The organism is Advenella incenata (genome assembly GCF_004217095.1).
GTDB classification, from domain to species: Bacteria; Pseudomonadota; Gammaproteobacteria; order Burkholderiales; family Burkholderiaceae_B; genus Advenella; species Advenella incenata.
The window spans coordinates 1,475,077-1,491,632 of sequence record NZ_SHKO01000001.1 but is presented as its reverse complement, the minus strand read 5'-3'; the positions used below and the strand labels follow the sequence as shown (position 1 = coordinate 1,491,632).

Annotated in this window: 9 protein-coding genes; 1 reads left to right on the top strand and 8 read right to left on the bottom strand. The window is 57.0% G+C overall.

The window, feature by feature from the left end:
• Positions 1-23: 23 nt before the first annotated feature.
• The 5 genes from pbpC to tkt form a co-directional block, all read right to left on the bottom strand.
• Positions 24-2,249 (bottom strand): penicillin-binding protein 1C, encoded by a 2,226-nt coding sequence (gene pbpC / locus EV681_RS06775; protein ID WP_423191199.1) that lies wholly within the window; start codon positions 2,247-2,249, stop codon positions 24-26.
• Positions 2,249-8,206, bottom strand: a complete 5,958-nt coding sequence (locus EV681_RS06770; protein ID WP_130303578.1) for an alpha-2-macroglobulin family protein — start codon at positions 8,204-8,206, stop codon at positions 2,249-2,251. The genes pbpC and EV681_RS06770 overlap by 1 nt, the downstream gene beginning before the upstream one ends.
• A 293-nt stretch (positions 8,207-8,499) precedes the next feature.
• Positions 8,500-9,696, bottom strand: coding sequence for a phosphoglycerate kinase (locus EV681_RS06765; protein ID WP_128395300.1), 1,197 nt, complete (start codon positions 9,694-9,696; stop codon positions 8,500-8,502).
• Positions 9,697-9,786: 90 nt separating this feature from the next.
• Entirely contained in the window at positions 9,787-10,797 is a 1,011-nt protein-coding gene (gene gap, locus EV681_RS06760; protein ID WP_128395299.1) for a type I glyceraldehyde-3-phosphate dehydrogenase, read from the bottom strand.
• 16 nt (positions 10,798-10,813) lie between these two features.
• The gene (gene tkt, locus EV681_RS06755) at positions 10,814-12,868 is read right to left on the bottom strand and encodes a transketolase (protein WP_128395298.1); all 2,055 of its coding nucleotides are present in this window, start codon (positions 12,866-12,868) and stop codon (positions 10,814-10,816) included.
• A gap of 101 nt (positions 12,869-12,969) precedes the next feature.
• Here tkt and EV681_RS06750 point away from each other — a divergent pair, with 101 nt between their 5' ends.
• Complete coding sequence (locus tag EV681_RS06750) at positions 12,970-13,773, top strand: 16S rRNA (uracil(1498)-N(3))-methyltransferase (RefSeq protein ID WP_130303577.1); 804 nt, start codon at positions 12,970-12,972, stop codon at positions 13,771-13,773.
• Positions 13,774-13,802: 29 nt separating this feature from the next.
• Here the strand turns inward: EV681_RS06750 and EV681_RS06745 are convergent, their stop codons facing one another.
• From EV681_RS06745 to EV681_RS06735, 3 genes are all read right to left on the bottom strand, one after another.
• Entirely contained in the window at positions 13,803-14,276 is a 474-nt protein-coding gene (locus EV681_RS06745; protein ID WP_130303576.1) for an NUDIX hydrolase, read from the bottom strand.
• A gap of 326 nt (positions 14,277-14,602) precedes the next feature.
• A complete protein-coding gene (locus tag EV681_RS06740; RefSeq protein ID WP_128395295.1) occupies positions 14,603-15,070 on the bottom strand; it encodes a barstar family protein in 468 nt (155 codons plus the stop codon).
• The gene (locus EV681_RS06735; protein ID WP_128395294.1) at positions 15,063-16,298 is read right to left on the bottom strand and encodes a patatin-like phospholipase family protein; all 1,236 of its coding nucleotides are present in this window, start codon (positions 16,296-16,298) and stop codon (positions 15,063-15,065) included. The genes EV681_RS06740 and EV681_RS06735 overlap by 8 nt, the downstream gene beginning before the upstream one ends.
• Positions 16,299-16,556 lie beyond the last annotated feature (258 nt).

Below are 16,556 nucleotides of genomic sequence, written 5' to 3'. Positions count from 1 at the left end.
CCGATAGGCATCGTAACGGCCGATCAAGGCTGCTGTCCCAGTTGCTGTCGCAACTGCGCGCCGCGTATATTGACACGCACCCGATCCTGCGTCTGGTCGTTTTCATCGCGCGCTTCAATCAGGTGGCTGCCAGGTACGGGATACCAGGCAAAGGGATTGGTATCGCCCAAAAAACGACCGTCGACGTACCAGCGCACGGTTGCGTGCCTGCCACCGGCCGGTGTTGTAGTCAATAGCTGCAGGCGTTGATTATCTGCCGGGATATCCGGATCTAGAGCGATAATGGTACCGTCAGCCGGCGTGCGAATGACCATGCGCCCGGAAGCCGGTGCCGCGGCCGAAGACGCCAGCGCGATGCGCGACATCTCGGTGCCCGGCAGAAAATATTCGGCCCGGGCTGCTTCCAGATCATTTTCAAATGTGATGTCGCGTGCGCTCAACCCGGCGGGCCGGGTTGGTTGCATACTGGCGTGATCCTCATGCAGATACCGCATGATGTCGTGCCATGCAGGTCCTGCTCCGGTAACACCACTGACCTGGCGCATGCTGGCGCCGGTACTGTTGCCCACCCAGACGCCCACGGTATATTTGTCAGACCAGCCCACTGTCCAGTTATCGCGCATATCCTTGCTGGTGCCGGTTTTTACCGCCGTCCAGAAAGGGGTGGACAAGGCACTGTCCAGGCCAAAGGTGCGGGCCCGGGCCTGCCGGTCCGACAGGATATCGCCCACCAACCAGGCCGCCTCTTGACTCATGACCCGATTGGCCGGCGGCGCCGCACCAACACCCCAATTCACTTCGCTGTACATACCCTGATTGGCAAGCGCCCGATACGCGTTGGTCAGCGACAGCAGCGTCACATCGGCGCTGCCCAATGCAAGACTGTAGCCGTAATAATCGCCCGACTGCGCCAGCGGCAATCCAAGCTGGCGCAGTCGCTGATGAAAGACATCGGGCGTGACCATGACCAGCAGGCGTACGGCCGGAATATTCAGTGATGAAGCCAGAGCAGTACGGGCACTGACCCAGCCGCCAAACTGCTTGTCATAATTTTGCGGCACATACAACCCATTGCCTGTAGACAGATTGACCGCGCTGTCGTCCAGCAGGGAGGCCGCCGTGATCCGGCGCTGCTCCAGTGCCTGAGCGTACAGGAAGGGTTTAAGCGTGGACCCGGCCTGCCGCAAGGCAGCTGCGTTATCGACATAGCGGGCTGTGGCCAAGTTGCCGGATGAGCCCACGTAAGCCAGAATACGACCAGTACGGTTGTCCAGCACGACCGCTGCGGCGTCATTGGCATGACTATGGCGAATCTCATGAACCACGCGATTGACAATGGTCTGCGCAGTGCGCTGTAGCCTGCCATCAATCGTGGTGACTAGATGCGCCTGCTGCGGCATTCCCAATGCCAACCGACGTCGGGCAAAATGAGATGCAGTAAAAGGATCGTCCAGCAAGGCGCTGGTCGTATGGCTCAACTGATATTCGATCATGCCCGCAAGATTGTCGCAATATTGCGCTTGTGATTGCGCCTTCAGAATGCCACAAGCCCGGCGCGCAATAACGGTTGGCGCAGCATTGGGTGCACGTAGCATGGCCGCAAGAATCGCGGCTTCGCGACTGTCCAGTCCAACAGGATATTTACCGAAAAGACTGCGGGCCGCAGCAGTCACCCCGGACAGCTCGCCGCGCCAGGGCACCAGGTTCAGGTAGGCCTCAAGAATCTGCGATTTGCTCCAATGCAATTCCATGGCCAGTGCCTGAACCATCTGCCTGGTTTTCTGTGCCAGCGTACGCCTGCCGTTGCGCCCATCGCGCTCGTCCAGCATGCCGGCCAGTTGCATCGTAAGTGTCGAGCTGCCGCGCACGCTACGCCCGGTGAGCCGGTCACGCACCGCTGCACCCAGCGCAAGTACATCGACACCGGCATGGCTGTAAAACCGCCGGTCTTCGGACTGCAGCACAGCGCTGACCAGGGCAACAGAGATCTCGCCCAGCGGCGTCCAGTTGTCACGCCGCTCATGAAAGTCGTTGCGTACCCGCTCCAGCACCGCCCCATCGCGATCAAGCAAAGTGATATAGGACGCACGGTACCCGCTGCGCACCTGCTCGTACTCCGGCACAGGCAGACGGGCGATATAGACAGCCAGCCCGGCAATAACCACGACCATCAGTGCAACCAGGCACAAGCCCAGCAGTCTGAATGGCCGGCGCCGGCGCTCTGCTGCCTTTCCGACTGCCCGTGCCATCATGGGGTTGCCGCTGCCGAAGCGCTGGGCCCTTGTGCGGGTGCGGCCTGTTGTGTTGAATCCGCCATTGGCTCGCCGGCCGATTCAACAATAGTAAACCCGCCGGTGTTGGGCAATTCGCCGTAAACCTGCGGCGCATACATGGCCTGAACCCGCGTGGCCGGCAAACTATAGCTGCCAGGTGTATTGAGCCTCACTGTGTACTCCAGCGATGTCTTGCCCGCCGGCAACCATGCATAATAGGCACGATACAGTTCGCTTTTGCGTTCGGCAAAGCTGGGCGACATGCCATTGTCGTCCTGCTTCTCACCCTGGGTTGCCACAGCGGAATCCCGGCCCAGGCCGCCACCCAGAACCGTCGCACCGGCCGGCACCGGATCACTGAGCACCACCCAGTTCATCGCAGTCTTGGCAGTGATATCCAGATGGACGCGATAGATGTCGCCCACTGACCATTTGCCGTTTACCGCCTGTGAAACCGGAACGATATTGCGACTGAGCGTATAGCCCGCGTAGATTGGTTTGCTTACCGGCACCGCCGCCTGGGCTGCCATGGATGCCCAGACACGCCCGGTTCCCTGCAGCGAAAGCGACAGTTGCTGGGGATCATTGTTTTTCCATGGCACCAGGATTTTTTGCGTCGGCAGCAGCCCTTCCCACTGCTGGTCTGCTGATGCCGTGGCGGCACCGACAGATTGCAGCGACATGGACAGCGTTCCCTTGACCGGCGTTTTTTCAAAGGTCGCGGAAAAGGCGCGAACCGCCAGGGTACCCCAGACATTCGCCGTTGTCGTAGACCAGGCGCCGCGCTGCTGCTGACCAAGCAGACCGGTCAACAGCACGGGAATATCCTTCTCCCAGGCCTTGTTGTTCATGACCGCAACAAGCAGTTTGGCCGTTACCGTGGCGCGATTGCTCATCATCCACCAGGGATAGGCATCATCGTCATCTGCCAGCACCAGGCTGGTGCCCTGCCGGCTCATGCGTGACAGCAGGGCCGAACGCAGTGTGGACAGCGTTTGGGCCTGATCCGGCAAGTTCTTGACGCGCGACACAATGCTGAGCCAGTCTACCAGCGCAGCCGTACTCATGTGCTCACGATCAAATTCAACGGTGGATAGCAAGCGGGGGGTAACCATGCCGGCACGTGACAAGGCCTCCAGCACCATCAGCCTGCGTTCGCCGTTGTCCTGTTTGGGCTGCCATGCAGTCGAACGGATTTTGCCGGTTACATAGGCCATCAGGCCTTCCAGCATTTTTTCACGATACGCTTTTGGAATGGCGTAAGGCTGGTCAGCACGACTGGCCTCCTGGGACACGGCAAGCAAATGAGCGGTAAGCACTTCATCGCCTGCCAGGCCGGGGAAGTACGCCACCAGCCCATGCTCATCCATGTATACGGGCAACCGGTTCATCAATGCCGACCAGCGCTGCGGATTGTCAATACCGATGGCAATCGAAGACAGTTGCTCCAGGCAGGTAAACTGATAATCGGTAAACCAGCGACGCACCGGCTCCAGCCCTTTTGCCAGAGACGTGGACAGTTGTACTTGTACGCCGCCCAGCGGCACACCGTCGGCCCCGTTGATCGCGCCTGTCGGCGGCTGCACAGGCAATGCCTGGATGGGTTCTTTGGCGCGCACCGATTGCAAGGTGGCCTGTCGCACCGTGACCGGTACGGTAGGAATCAACAGTTGCGATACTTCAACACTGTCCGCCGCCGCTTGCGCTAGTTCGCCGCCGGTTTGCCCATTCTGTTCCCGGGCATCAAAACGCCACTTGAGGGTCTGCGACGCTGGCCCCGGCGGCAGGGTACGCATGTTCATATCCCAGGCGACCTTCTGCGAAGACTGCGCGGCGATGGACACAGTTTGCTGCTTGAGCGTTACCGGCGCGAGCGCCGGACCACTGAGGCGCGCGCCCACTTGTACCGTCATGACGCGATCGGTCGCATTGCGCACGGTGACCGCCGCAGTGTAATGATCATCACTGCGGGCAACCAGCGGCAAACCGGAGATAACCTGCAAATCCTGCGTGGTCACGATATGAGCACTTCCCTGACCAAACCGGTCCGCCCCCAGTTCGGCAATGGCTGCCAGCCGAAAACCCGAGATCGCATCATTTAGGCCGAGCGCGACGGTGGCCTGACCCTGCGCGTCCAGCACAATATCGGGCTTCCAGAATACCAGGCTGTCCAGCAGTTCGCGCGTGGGAGCGCCGCCATTGCCACCGCCACCGCCCGGCGGCAGGGCCTTGCGACCATAGTGACGCCGTCCCACCACTTCCATCTGGGCAGTGGATGTTTCCACCCCATAGGCGCGTTCACCCATCATGGCTTTTACAATATTCCAGGTATCATTGGGCGCAAGTTCCAGCAACGCTTCGTCCACCACCGCCAATGCAACACTGGCATTGGCCGCCGGGCTGCCATCAGGCAAGGTGCCCCGGATCGTGGCGGTGGCCTGGTCGCGAACCTGATAGCGCGGCTTGTCTGTGGCCACACTGATGTTCAATGCATTTTTATCACTGCGCACACGAATCGCCGTCAACCCATAGCGATACGCCGGCTTGGCCAGATCAATTAAAGCGGTAGGCAACGCAGAAGCCGATTCTCCCCAACTGAGATCCGGATTCTGCGCCGAGTCGCGGATTCGACCTCGCAGCGCCAATACTGAAACATAGACGTTCGGTCCCCATTCAGGCTTGATCTGAACGGTAAATGTTGGATTGGTGCCCGACAGGGCTACTTGCCTGGTTTCCAGAACGCCTTCCCGCTCGATGGCAACCAGTGCGTTGGCCTGGCGAAACGGCATGCGCACCTGGAACTGTGCAGTCTCGCCGGGTTGATATTCTTTCTTGTCGGCAATAATGTCGATGCGGTCATTGTTCTCGCCCGAGAACCACATCTCGCCTGCGCCCACCACATAGACGCTGGACTCGGCCTGGGCACGGCGACCTGCGCTATCGGTAACCTCGGCAATCAGGCTGACCCGCCCCTGCTCTTTCAGGCTGATATCGCAAGCGAATTTGCCGTCAGCGCCGCTGGTGCCAGTGCATATCGTGCCCAGATCTTTGGCGACGCGCTGGGTGTCATAACTGTAAAATCCGCCGACCAGACGCTTGCGCACAGTCTGATAGATATAGCTGACGGCACGTACCTTGACGGGGGCCGTTGCTGCCGGCCTGCCCTGCGTGTCCAGTGCAATAACCGATATCGCCGCAGCCTTTTCCTGCTGCACCAGGTAACCACTTCGAATGCCCGCCACATAGGCGGCGGGCCACACGGCCACAGTCCGGCTCAGCGTCTGAACCTGACCGTTAGGATCCATGAAGCTGCCTTCAAAGGTGATGTTGCGCGCTCTGTCCGATGCTGGCAAGGCATCCAGCGCCAGCGTGCCGTGCCCTTGGGCATCCAGCGTCATCTTCTGCTTGTTCACGATAATGCGGCTGGTGTCGCTATGGTCTGCCCCCTCCTCTTGCTCGTTATCGGTATCGACCGCGAGCTGTTGTGGTGGATCGAAAGAATAATCGTCATAGTCGCGAAATGAGATTGTGCGATCGCGTGACAAGGCAGAAATATCCACGGGCAGCCGTCCGGCAGCACCGCCAGACAAATATCGCATTTGCATATCCAGTCGGACCGCCTTGGGTGATATCAGCGGCCCTTTGTCGCCCGCAGTATCGGTGATCGATAGTTGTCCTGCCAGCAAAGGTAGTTTGAAGTCCTCGACACGAAACTGACCGGTTTCGTATGCCTGACCATCGGGGTCCAGCACAATTCGGTATTGTCCGCGCTTGATATCTTCCGGAATTTTCCAGTCTGATGCGCTGAACACGCTGCCGCCCGGCGTTTGTTGCCATTTGATGGGGAACTTGTATTTGTCTTCCCCACCCACCAGCTCAATGCTCATCTGTTCCGGCAGCGTATTGATGTCAGGCAGCGCAAACCCGTCGCGTGTCAGCGTGCGCAGCAGATGCTTCATGGACGCAGTTTCGCCTGCACGGAACAGACTGCGATCCAGAATGGTGTGGGCACGCACGGTAGGCTGGGCGGAACTGTCTGTCGGCACGTTGAAGCGCCAGGATTCAATGCCATTGTCCCATGAAGTAAATGCAAATGAATAATCGCCTGCGCCAGCGGCCTGCGGATGATCTGGACCGATGCGCGCCGAGACAAAAAGGCCGGACAATTCTGTCGTGTTGCAATAGTCTTCGCCCTTGACCGCCTTGCGATAATGCCAGATGCCATCGCTACCGGTCTGACCAGTCAGCAACGTTTTACCGGAACAATCCAGAACATTGACCTGCGCATGCGCGACCGGTTTGGCCTCGTCCAGCGTGGTTACCCACACCAGCAAATCGTCCCGGCCTTTTTTGACATGCACGGCCATGTTGGTTACCAGCACCGAACTGCGCACATACATGGGATTTTTATTGGCAAGCAGCGCCTGCCCAAGGCTGGCGGATTTGGCTTCGAGCACATGAAAACCCGGCTGCTGCAATGGCACACCCAGCACTTCAAAATCGCGACGCTTGGCCGCCGTTTTTACACCAGGCAGCGTGATGGTTGTTGCATTCGGGTTTTCGGCCAGCATGGAAACGGATCGGGTGTCTATATAGACTGGATTGCTTTCCGTGTGGCTGTCGGCCTGATCATTCATGACTGCTCGAATATTGCTTGCCGTCATCGAGGTTTCGTCCAGCCTGCGGACCCGTGCAAATGCCTTGAGCACGTCGGCATCCTCCTGCGGAACGTAGTCACTGATAGTGCCAGGTGACAGCGCACGGTCTTTGATAGACAGTTGATTCTCTACATACCTGACGGTCAAGGGCACCAGCCACGGCGCCTTGCCCTGAGTTGATTCGGCCTTGCGCTCGATAATGCCGAACGTGGACGAAGCAAACTTGAGCATGGGAGAGTACGAGGCCATGCGAACCTTCATGGGGAACTGGCCTGCGTTGCTCAGAACGCGTCCCGACTCGTCTTTCAAGCCGGCAGGAACGTTGAGCGTGAGCGTTTCGAGTTCGGCAAACGGGCCTGAGAACTTCACGCTGCTTACGGTGCTGTCGCTGTCGTCGATGTCGGATGGATACTGTTTGCCATTCGCGCCGACAAGCGTAATACCTTGTATGTCTGCCCTGGAGATTGATTCACTGAGTGTCAGATACACCGGCCTGGCCGGTGAACAATCGGCATTCTGATTTTCACGCGAGCAGGAAAAGCCGGCGGCAAAGTCCTTGCGCACTTCAAATTCGAAATCATAGGGTTTGCTCATGGACGTGCCGCCCAGGCTGGTGACCGCCTGTCCGATGACCAGCCTGCCTTTGGCGGCTGCCGGCAGCCGGCGCGCGCACTGAACAAAAGCAATGTTCTCTGCCTCGTCTGCCAGATAGGGCCGGGCCTGGCTGATGATGAGTTTCTTATCCTGTTCGGACAGCACCTTGACCGGAATTTGTTCCCCCAGGCCCTGCACGACGCAACTTGCGTGCGCCTGCAGACTGCTTGCCTGCACCGGCAGGTTGAACCTGACAGTAAAAGCCTGATCTTCATCGATTCGTCCAGAGGGGCCGACTGATGTCACGGCGAGCCTGCCGGTATCAAACTGATATTGTTGTTTGCCTTGCACCGGTTTGCCGGCGGTATCGCGAAAGGCCGTATCCGGGGTAATCGTGCATTGCACGCCTGCCGGCAGCGTGTCTTCAAATTCATAAGACCAGTGTGCGCCATCGGACCATTTGCCATGCCCCTTTATCTGGCTCCCCTTGCAACTGACCGAGACCGGTGGCGGCAAATCGTTGCGCCCTAACGGAATGACGTTAGTGCTGAACACGATATCAATGGCGGAGACCTGGCTTTGGCTACCCGTGGGTGAGACTGATGTGATATTGGCGGCGCCTGCGGTGCCCATAATTCCGGACAGAGCCAGTGCGACTCCAGCGACAAAGATGCGTTTCATAGTTACCGCCTTCCCAAAAAAACCAAGGCCACACGCCGAACCGGTGGCTGCCTGAAATCATACCAGAAGTCGGTCTGGTTCAGCTATCTGCCAGACGGGGTAATATAGCGGGTCAAATGCGCGTGGCGGGCTCTTGCAGCACAGACTGATCAATACGGCAATATCAGTCTCGCTTCGCCCATGAAAAAAGCCAGCGACAAGATCGCTGGCTTTGATACGTTATGGCTGTTGTCTTTCGATTCTGATGCTGATACTACAATGGCGCATCGGTATCGAGCAGGACCACTACACGTTTATGCTTTGTTGCGTTGCTCAAGAATGTCTACCGCAGGCAACACCTTGCCTTCAAGAAACTCCAGGAACGCGCCGCCGCCGGTAGAGATATAACCTACCTGGTCGGTAATGCCGAACTTGGAAATGGCTGCAAGTGTATCGCCGCCGCCGGCAATGGAAAAACCATCAGATGCGGCAATGGCTTCAGCCACCTTGCGGGTGCCATTGGCAAAGGCATCAAATTCAAACACGCCTACCGGGCCATTCCATACGATCGTACCGGCATTTTTCAGAATGCCGGCCAGTTCGCTGGCCGTGTTCTGGCCGATGTCGAAAATCATATCATCGTCGGCAACCGCATCGGCAGATTTGGCTTCACCCTTGGCCTGAGCGGAAAATTCCTTGGCGCAGACAACGTCTGTCGGGATAGGAACACTGGCGCCCCGTTTGGCCATCATATCGATCACAACTTTGGCCTGGTCGATCTGATCGGGTTCGGCCAGTGATTTACCGATTTTCTTGCCGCTGGCAAGCATGAAGGTATTGGCAATGCCACCACCGACAACCAGTTGGTCTACCTTGTCGGCCAGCGACTGCAGAATCGACAGCTTGGTCGAGACTTTAGAACCACCAACAATAGCCACCAATGGCCGCTTGGGATTCTGCAATGCTTTACCCAGGGCCTCCAGCTCGGCTTGCAGCAAAGGACCGGCGCAGGCAATAGGTGCAAATTTGGCAATACCATGTGTAGTGGCCTCGGCACGATGGGCCGTGCCGAATGCGTCATTGGCATAGACATCACAAAGCGCAGCCAGTTTCCGGGCCAACGCTTCATCGTTCTTCTTCTCGCCTTTATTGACGCGGCAGTTTTCCAGCAACACGACTTGACCAGGCGCGACGCTGACGCCGTCGACCCAGTCCTGAACCAACTGCACGGGCTTGCCCAACAGTTCGCTCAAGCGCTTGGCTACGGGAGCAAGCGAGTCCTGGGCCGTCAATGTACCCTCTGTCGGGCGACCCAGATGCGATGTCACCATGACGGCAGCGCCTGCTTCCAGCGCCATCTGGATGGCTGGCACGGACGCGCGGATACGGGTGTCTTCGGTGATGCTGCCGTCGTCGGCCAGTGGCACGTTCAGATCGGAACGGATGAAAACACGTTTGTCTTTGAGCTGGCCATTCTTTGCCAGGGCGGAAAGCGTTTGTACATTCGCCATATTGTCACTCCTTGGTGTTATTGTGAAAAACGGCACTGCCCGCCGAAGCGCGCAATGCCGTTTGCAATGTCTTTGACAGACACCAACCGATTACTTGGCAGACATCAGGGCTACCGTGGTATCGAGCATACGATTGGAGAAACCCCACTCGTTGTCGTACCAGGACGCCACTTTGACCAGTTTTCCAGATACTTTGGTTTGGGTAGCATCGAATGTGCTGGACGCCGGATTGTGATTGAAGTCTACTGATACCAGCGGGGCTTCGTTGTAATCCAGGATACCTTTGAGCGAACCTTCCGACGCTTTCTTCAGAATGGCGTTCACCTCTTCCACCGTCGTATCGCGTTTGGAAACGAAAGACAGATCGACAAGAGATACGTTGATCGTCGGAACGCGAACAGAATAGCCATCCAGCTTGCCGTTCAGTTCGGGCAGAACCAGACCAACAGCAGCAGCCGCACCGGTTTTGGTGGGGATCATGCTCATGGTGGCTGAACGGGCACGACGCAGGTCTTCGTGATAAACGTCAGTCAACACCTGGTCATTAGTGTAGGCGTGAATGGTTGTCATCAGACCGTTTTCCACACCCAGCGCTTCATGCAGCGGCTGCACCAGTGGAACCAGGCAGTTGGTGGTGCATGAGGCATTGGAAATGACGGTGTCGCTTGCCTTGAGCACTTGGTGGTTGACACCGTAAACAATGGTGGCGTCCACGTCTTTGCCGCCCGGAGCGGAAATAATGACCTTCTTGGCTCCGCCTTTGAGGTGGGCGCTGGCTTTTTCCTTGGAGGTGAAAAAGCCTGTACATTCCATGACGACGTCAACGTTCAGCTCGCCCCATGGCAGTTCTGCCGGATTGCGGTTAGCAAGGACACGGATCTTGTCACCATTGATTACCATGTAATCACCATCTACGGCGACAGTACCAGGGAAGCGGCCATGCGCAGTGTCATACTGAGTCAGGTGGGCATTGGTCTTGGGATCGCCCAGATCATTGATCGCGACGATTTCAATATCATGCTTTTTGCCACCTTCATAGTGAGCGCGCAGTACATTACGGCCGATGCGGCCGTAGCCGTTAATTGCAACACGAATGGTCATTACATTCTCTCCTGTTTTATAAAACCTGTTTAACCCTGTTCGCCACGTTCTCCGCGGTAAACCCGAAATGCTTGAACAGTACGCCTGCGGGCGCCGATTCACCGTAGGTATCCAAACCGACGGCAGCGCCGTTGCGCCCGATATATTTGTACCAGCCTGACGTGACCCCTGCCTCGACAGAGACAGCAGGCAAGGTCGGCGGGATCACACTGTCGCGCCATTCGGCGCTCTGGCGATCAAATACGGACGTGCTGGGCATAGATACAACACGGACGGGAATATTTTCCTGCGCAAGCAAGGCCTGGGCTTCGAGCGCCAGGCCGACTTCGGAACCGGTAGCAATAATAACGGCTTGTGCTCCCTGAGCGTCACGCAAGACGTAACCACCTTTTTCTATTTGTTCGACGGTAGCGTCATCACGTTCAACAAAGGGCAGATTCTGCCGCGATAAAAGCAAGGCGCTGGGACCACCCTCTTGCACCTGCATGCCAACACTGACAGGACGCGATACGGCAGACTTCCAGGCAATCGCCGTTTCAGTCGTGTCGCAAGGACGCCAGACATCAAGATTGGGAATCAGGCGCAGGCTGGCAGCATGCTCGACCGATTGGTGCGTGGGACCATCTTCGCCCAGGCCAATGGAGTCGTGCGTGAAAATGTGCACAACGCGCTGCTTCATCAGCGCGGCCATGCGGATGGCATTGCGAGAATAATCTGAGAAAGTGAGGAACGTGCCGCCAAAAGGCAGGTATCCACCGTGCAGGGCAACACCATTCATAATGGCCGCCATGCCGAACTCGCGCACGCCATAATTGATATGACGACCGAAGCGCAGATGACCGTCTGTACCACAACGCACTGCGCCTGCGCCTTTCCAGTCCGTAAAGACCGACCCGGTCAGGTCTGCCGAGCCGCCCAGCATTTCAGGCAGGATGTCCACCAGCGCAGTAATGGCAAACTGCGATGCCTTGCGCGATGCGACGGTTTCAGCCTTGCTGATGGTTTGCTGCAGGAATGCCGCGAATTTTTCGGCGAAGCCTTCTGGCATCTGACCGTTCATCCGGCGGGTAAATTCCTGAGCTTCCTGTGGATAATCTATGCTATAGAGCGCAAACTGTTTTTTCCAGTCGCGCTGGATCTGATCACCGCGCTCGCGTTGGTTCCAGCCGGCATAGACGTCTTCGGAAATTTCAAAAGGTGGCAGCGTCCAGCCAATGGCTTCGCGCGTGGCGGCAATTTCCGCCGCGCCCAGGGGGGCGCCATGAACCTTGTCGCTGCCCTGCAGATTGGGAGCGCCCTTGCCGATCGTTGTCTTGCAGATAATGATCGTTGGGCCCGAAGAGCCGCGCTGCGCCTGCTGTTTGGCTTTGGCGATGGCGTGGTCGACGGCAAACACATCGTGACCATCAACGCCACGAATCACATTCCAGCCGTATCCTTCAAAGCGTTTACCGGTATCGTCGGCAAACCAGGGTTCAACCTTGCCGTCGATAGAAATACCATTATCGTCATACAGAACAATGAGTTTGGACAGCTTCAGGGTCCCGGCCAGCGAGCATACTTCATGGGAAATGCCTTCCATCAGGCACCCATCGCCAACGAAGGCATAGGTGTAGTGGTCAACAATTTTGTGTTCGGGTTTGTTGAACTCTGCTGCCAGCAATTGCTCGGCCAGCGCAAAGCCTACCGCATTTGACAGCCCCTGGCCCAGCGGGCCGGTCGTCGTTTCCACGCCGGGGGTGATGCCCACTTCGGGGTGTCCCGGTGTTTTGGAATGCAATTGGCGGAACTGGCGCAACTCTTCAATAGGCAAATCATAGCCGGTTAAATGCAGCAGCGAGTACAGCAACATGGAACCGTGACCGTTGGACAGAACAAAACGGTCCCGGTCAGCCCAGGCCGGATCTGCAGGATTGTGACGCAAGTGGCGCGTCCACAGCGCTTCGGCGATTTCTGCCATGCCCATGGGCGCGCCGGGATGGCCGGAATTGGCCTGTTGCACGGCATCCATGGCCAGCGCGCGGATTGCATTGGAAAGGTGAGAATTCGATGTGGCGGCCGTGGTGGTCATGCGGATCCTGTAGAAATCACGGTTTAGTTACGATTAACCAGCGATTTTAACACTCCATGTTTTGTCCGTGACGCTCTCGCTAAATAAAGTAAAATTTAGCCATGCAAACGTTACCTCGCTTCTATTGTCCAATACCACTGCAGGCGCATACCCGTGTCGCCCTGCCCGATGCCGCTGCGCATCATGCTTCCCGCGCCCTGCGCTTGCGTGAAGGCGACGCGATTGTGCTGTTCAATGGCGACGGCACCCAGTTTCCGGCACAGCTGCGCTTCGAACAAGGAAGAGCGATGGCCGACCTTGGCCAGCAACAGCATACCCGTACTGAGCTGCCAGGCAGAATCGGTCTGGTGCAGGCGCTGCCATCGGGTGACAAAATGGACTGGATTATCGAAAAGGCAGCGGAACTGGGCGTATCTGATGTGTTTCCGGTCAGCGCAGAACGCAGCATTGTGCAACTGTCCGGCAACCGGTTGGAAAAACGCCAGTTGCATTGGCAACGCATTGCCGAATCGGCCAGCGAGCAATCGGGTCGCAACTGCATTGTGCAGGTTCATCCGCTGCAGTCACTAAGCGCGTATCTGCAACAAGCCAACGGGGCACTCGGATATCTGTGCCACCCCCAGGGCGAGCGCTCGCTTTTGCAGGCACTTGCAACGCTGCCACAGGCCACTTGCACGACTTCGTCCAATGCGTTGGACTCAAGCGTGAGTTTGGTCGAGACCCCGCCAGAACCGCTCGCGTTTCGTCTGCTGATCGGACCGGAAGGCGGATGGTCGCAGCAGGAGCTTCGCAAGGTGCAGGCAGCCGGCATAGAAACCGTCACTTTTGGCGCGCGAATTTTAAGAACGGAAACCGCCGGCCTTGCCATGACCGCGGCAGCCATCGCTACGCTTGGCTGGCTGTAGGCAAACTGCCCAGCGGGCCGCAGGACGGGTTAATCAGGGGTTGCCGCCGACGGGTTCGCTCGGCTATGGCGAAACAGCACTTCCCTGGGATAGGGAAAAGCGAGCGTGGGCATCTGCGATCTTGAAAAGTAGCGCAATGCTCCCGTCTGTCCGTCCGGTGCGCTCAGTTGCCCTTCGGTCACGCAATAAAACACAATAACGGTGTACTCCACCTCATCGCCATTGGGGTAAATATAACGAAACGCTTTGCCACCGAACACATCCAGAAGCTGCGAAGAAAGCAGCTCAAGGCCGGTGTCCTGCCTGACCAGCCTGGTCAGCGCTTGCTGCGGCGTCTCTGCCAGCTCAATGACACTTGACGGCAGGCTCCACTCTTGAGCGGCATCTTTTTCCTGCAACAGGATTTGGTCATTCGCGTTCAGAATGACGGCAGCCACAGAGGGCAGCTGGATGAGTTCATTACCGATTTTTGCCCGCAGATTCCATAAATAATCAGATAGCATAGGTACCCTCCGTTTATATGATCAGAAACTGGCGCGCTTGGCCTGTAGTAGCTGATATCACCCGATCCCGCGCCGCAATGCTATAAAGACAATAAAAAAAACAAGCCGGTGACGGCACCTATTGTGTTACGCCTTTTAGCAGCGCTATCTGGTAGCTGTAATTGGGTGTTCCTGTCGTGCAGTCATCAAGTTACAGTAATCGGTCGCTCTATCAGTTGCTTTGTATTCGTTGCTTTGTATCAGTTGCTTTGTTCGGGTTGTGACGACTCTTCACTTGCAACGCGTTGTCGCTGCCGCGTAAAGGGCAGACATCAATCGGGCAAATATCAATCGCTTTGCGCGTAGGGCCTGGGAGCACGGCCTGGCTCGGGCGCTTCGTGCTTGCCTGCGTGTTCTACCATGTACGAAAAGACACGCCCATTATCGTCGCCATATTCCACGGTATCATTAAGTACACCCTTGAGCGCATCGATATGTTCAAGCAGCGAATCATCTTCGGAATGCAGGCGGCGCAATGCGAGCACCATACCACCCTTCTGCTCAAGCAGCGTCTCGCCCAGACAGTCCAGCAAGGCGTCCATATTGCTGCCAAAAAATACCGGATAATCTACCGCCTTGGCAATGGCACGCAACACGGCCGAGCAGCTGCGCGCCTTGTCGCAATCGGCCTCAAAATAGGCCAGGCCTGCTTTTTCAGCATGCGCTTTGAGTTCATCAAGACCAATCGTTTTTTCTTTTATGGCGCCACCCGTTTCCAGGTTAGCTTTCAGTGGGGTACCTGTTTTTTTATTCATTGACCTCTCCATAAAAAAACGCTTTGATTTCTTCCTGACGTGCCATCACGTCATTAAAGGCCAGTTCGATCAGCTCACCCGTAAAGGCTGACTCAAAGAGCAGGAACGAGGCAAGCAATCCGCCTGACTCTTTTTCGGGTCGTCCGGAAACGCCCAATACCCGCAAAAAGGCCCGAACCGACTTAGGCATGAAATTTAAATGCTTCAGGGCAATTTCGTCAATAGATTTACTCGGACTTATCGTTAAAACATCAATTTTTTTCACACCTGTATTTAACTGTACACCAGGAGGTACAGATTCGAGCAGCGTATTGATGCGACTGATGCGCTCCAGATCGATAGACAGACCATCAATGAAGATGTCCGACAAGGCATGACCGCCAATTTGCGCCAGCGTAGGATATTGGTCGCTTTGATGCACCGGATCGTCTTCTACCGGCGCATCGCCGTGGGCGCTGGTGCTGATCACCAGTACCCGGTCTGCACCCAGGTGAATGGCCGGGCTGATGGGCGCCAGCTGGCGCATGGATCCATCACCGCACCACTCCCATTTCTCTTCGAGCGGCAGGCGGGCCGCCGGAAACACGAAGGGGATGGCGCTGGACGCCATCAAATGGTCCAGCGTGATGGGTTCTGCAATGGCATAGCGACGACGCCCCTTCCAGGCATCCAGCGGGCCGCTGGACTGGTAAAACGTCAGATGATTGCCACTGGTATAGCTGGACGCTGTAATGGCCAGTCCATGCAAATGGCCCTTGTGCAGATTCTGCTGCAAATTGGGAAAATCAATACTGTCGCACAGCAGTTTGGCCAGCGGACGATTATCCAGTAAAGACTTGGGTGCATTATCGCGCAGACCCTGCAGCGCCCAGCCGAACGTGAGCATGCCCAGCCAGCGCATACCGTTACCGAATACCCCCACCGGATCAGAACGATAGACGCTACCTGTATGCAGGCTGCGCCAGATTTTTTCAAGCCGCTTGAGCGCTGCGTGTGGGTGTGCGGCACGACAAGCATAGGCGGTGGCATTGATTGCCCCGGCTGACGAGCCGCAAACAATAGGGAACGGGTTTGTGAAGTGCGCAGACTTATTGGGATCAAGAATCGCCAGGATAGCCTGTAATGCCCCTACTTGATAGGCTGCCCGGGCCCCGCCCCCGGTCAGGACCAGGGCGGTCTGGGGACCAGTGGTAGCATCAATCATGCCCGACAGGGACGGATCGTTCATTGGCGGTTGCCCTTGTTGCAAACGCCCTTTTCGTGATGCTCAAGGGCCTGGACACGGAAATGTTGATCCATTCTAATTCCTGGGAAATATGGCGTTTCATGGCAAGTGTGACGCAGGGCACACACCGGACTGTCGGTTCACAGCGGTCTGACAGCTATCATACGAAAATTCACCCGGAAATGCATCCGGTAATTCCGACACCGGTTTATCGCCTATTGCCGCTAACAGTCTCGTTTGTTTCGTCCTGGCGGTGCCCTG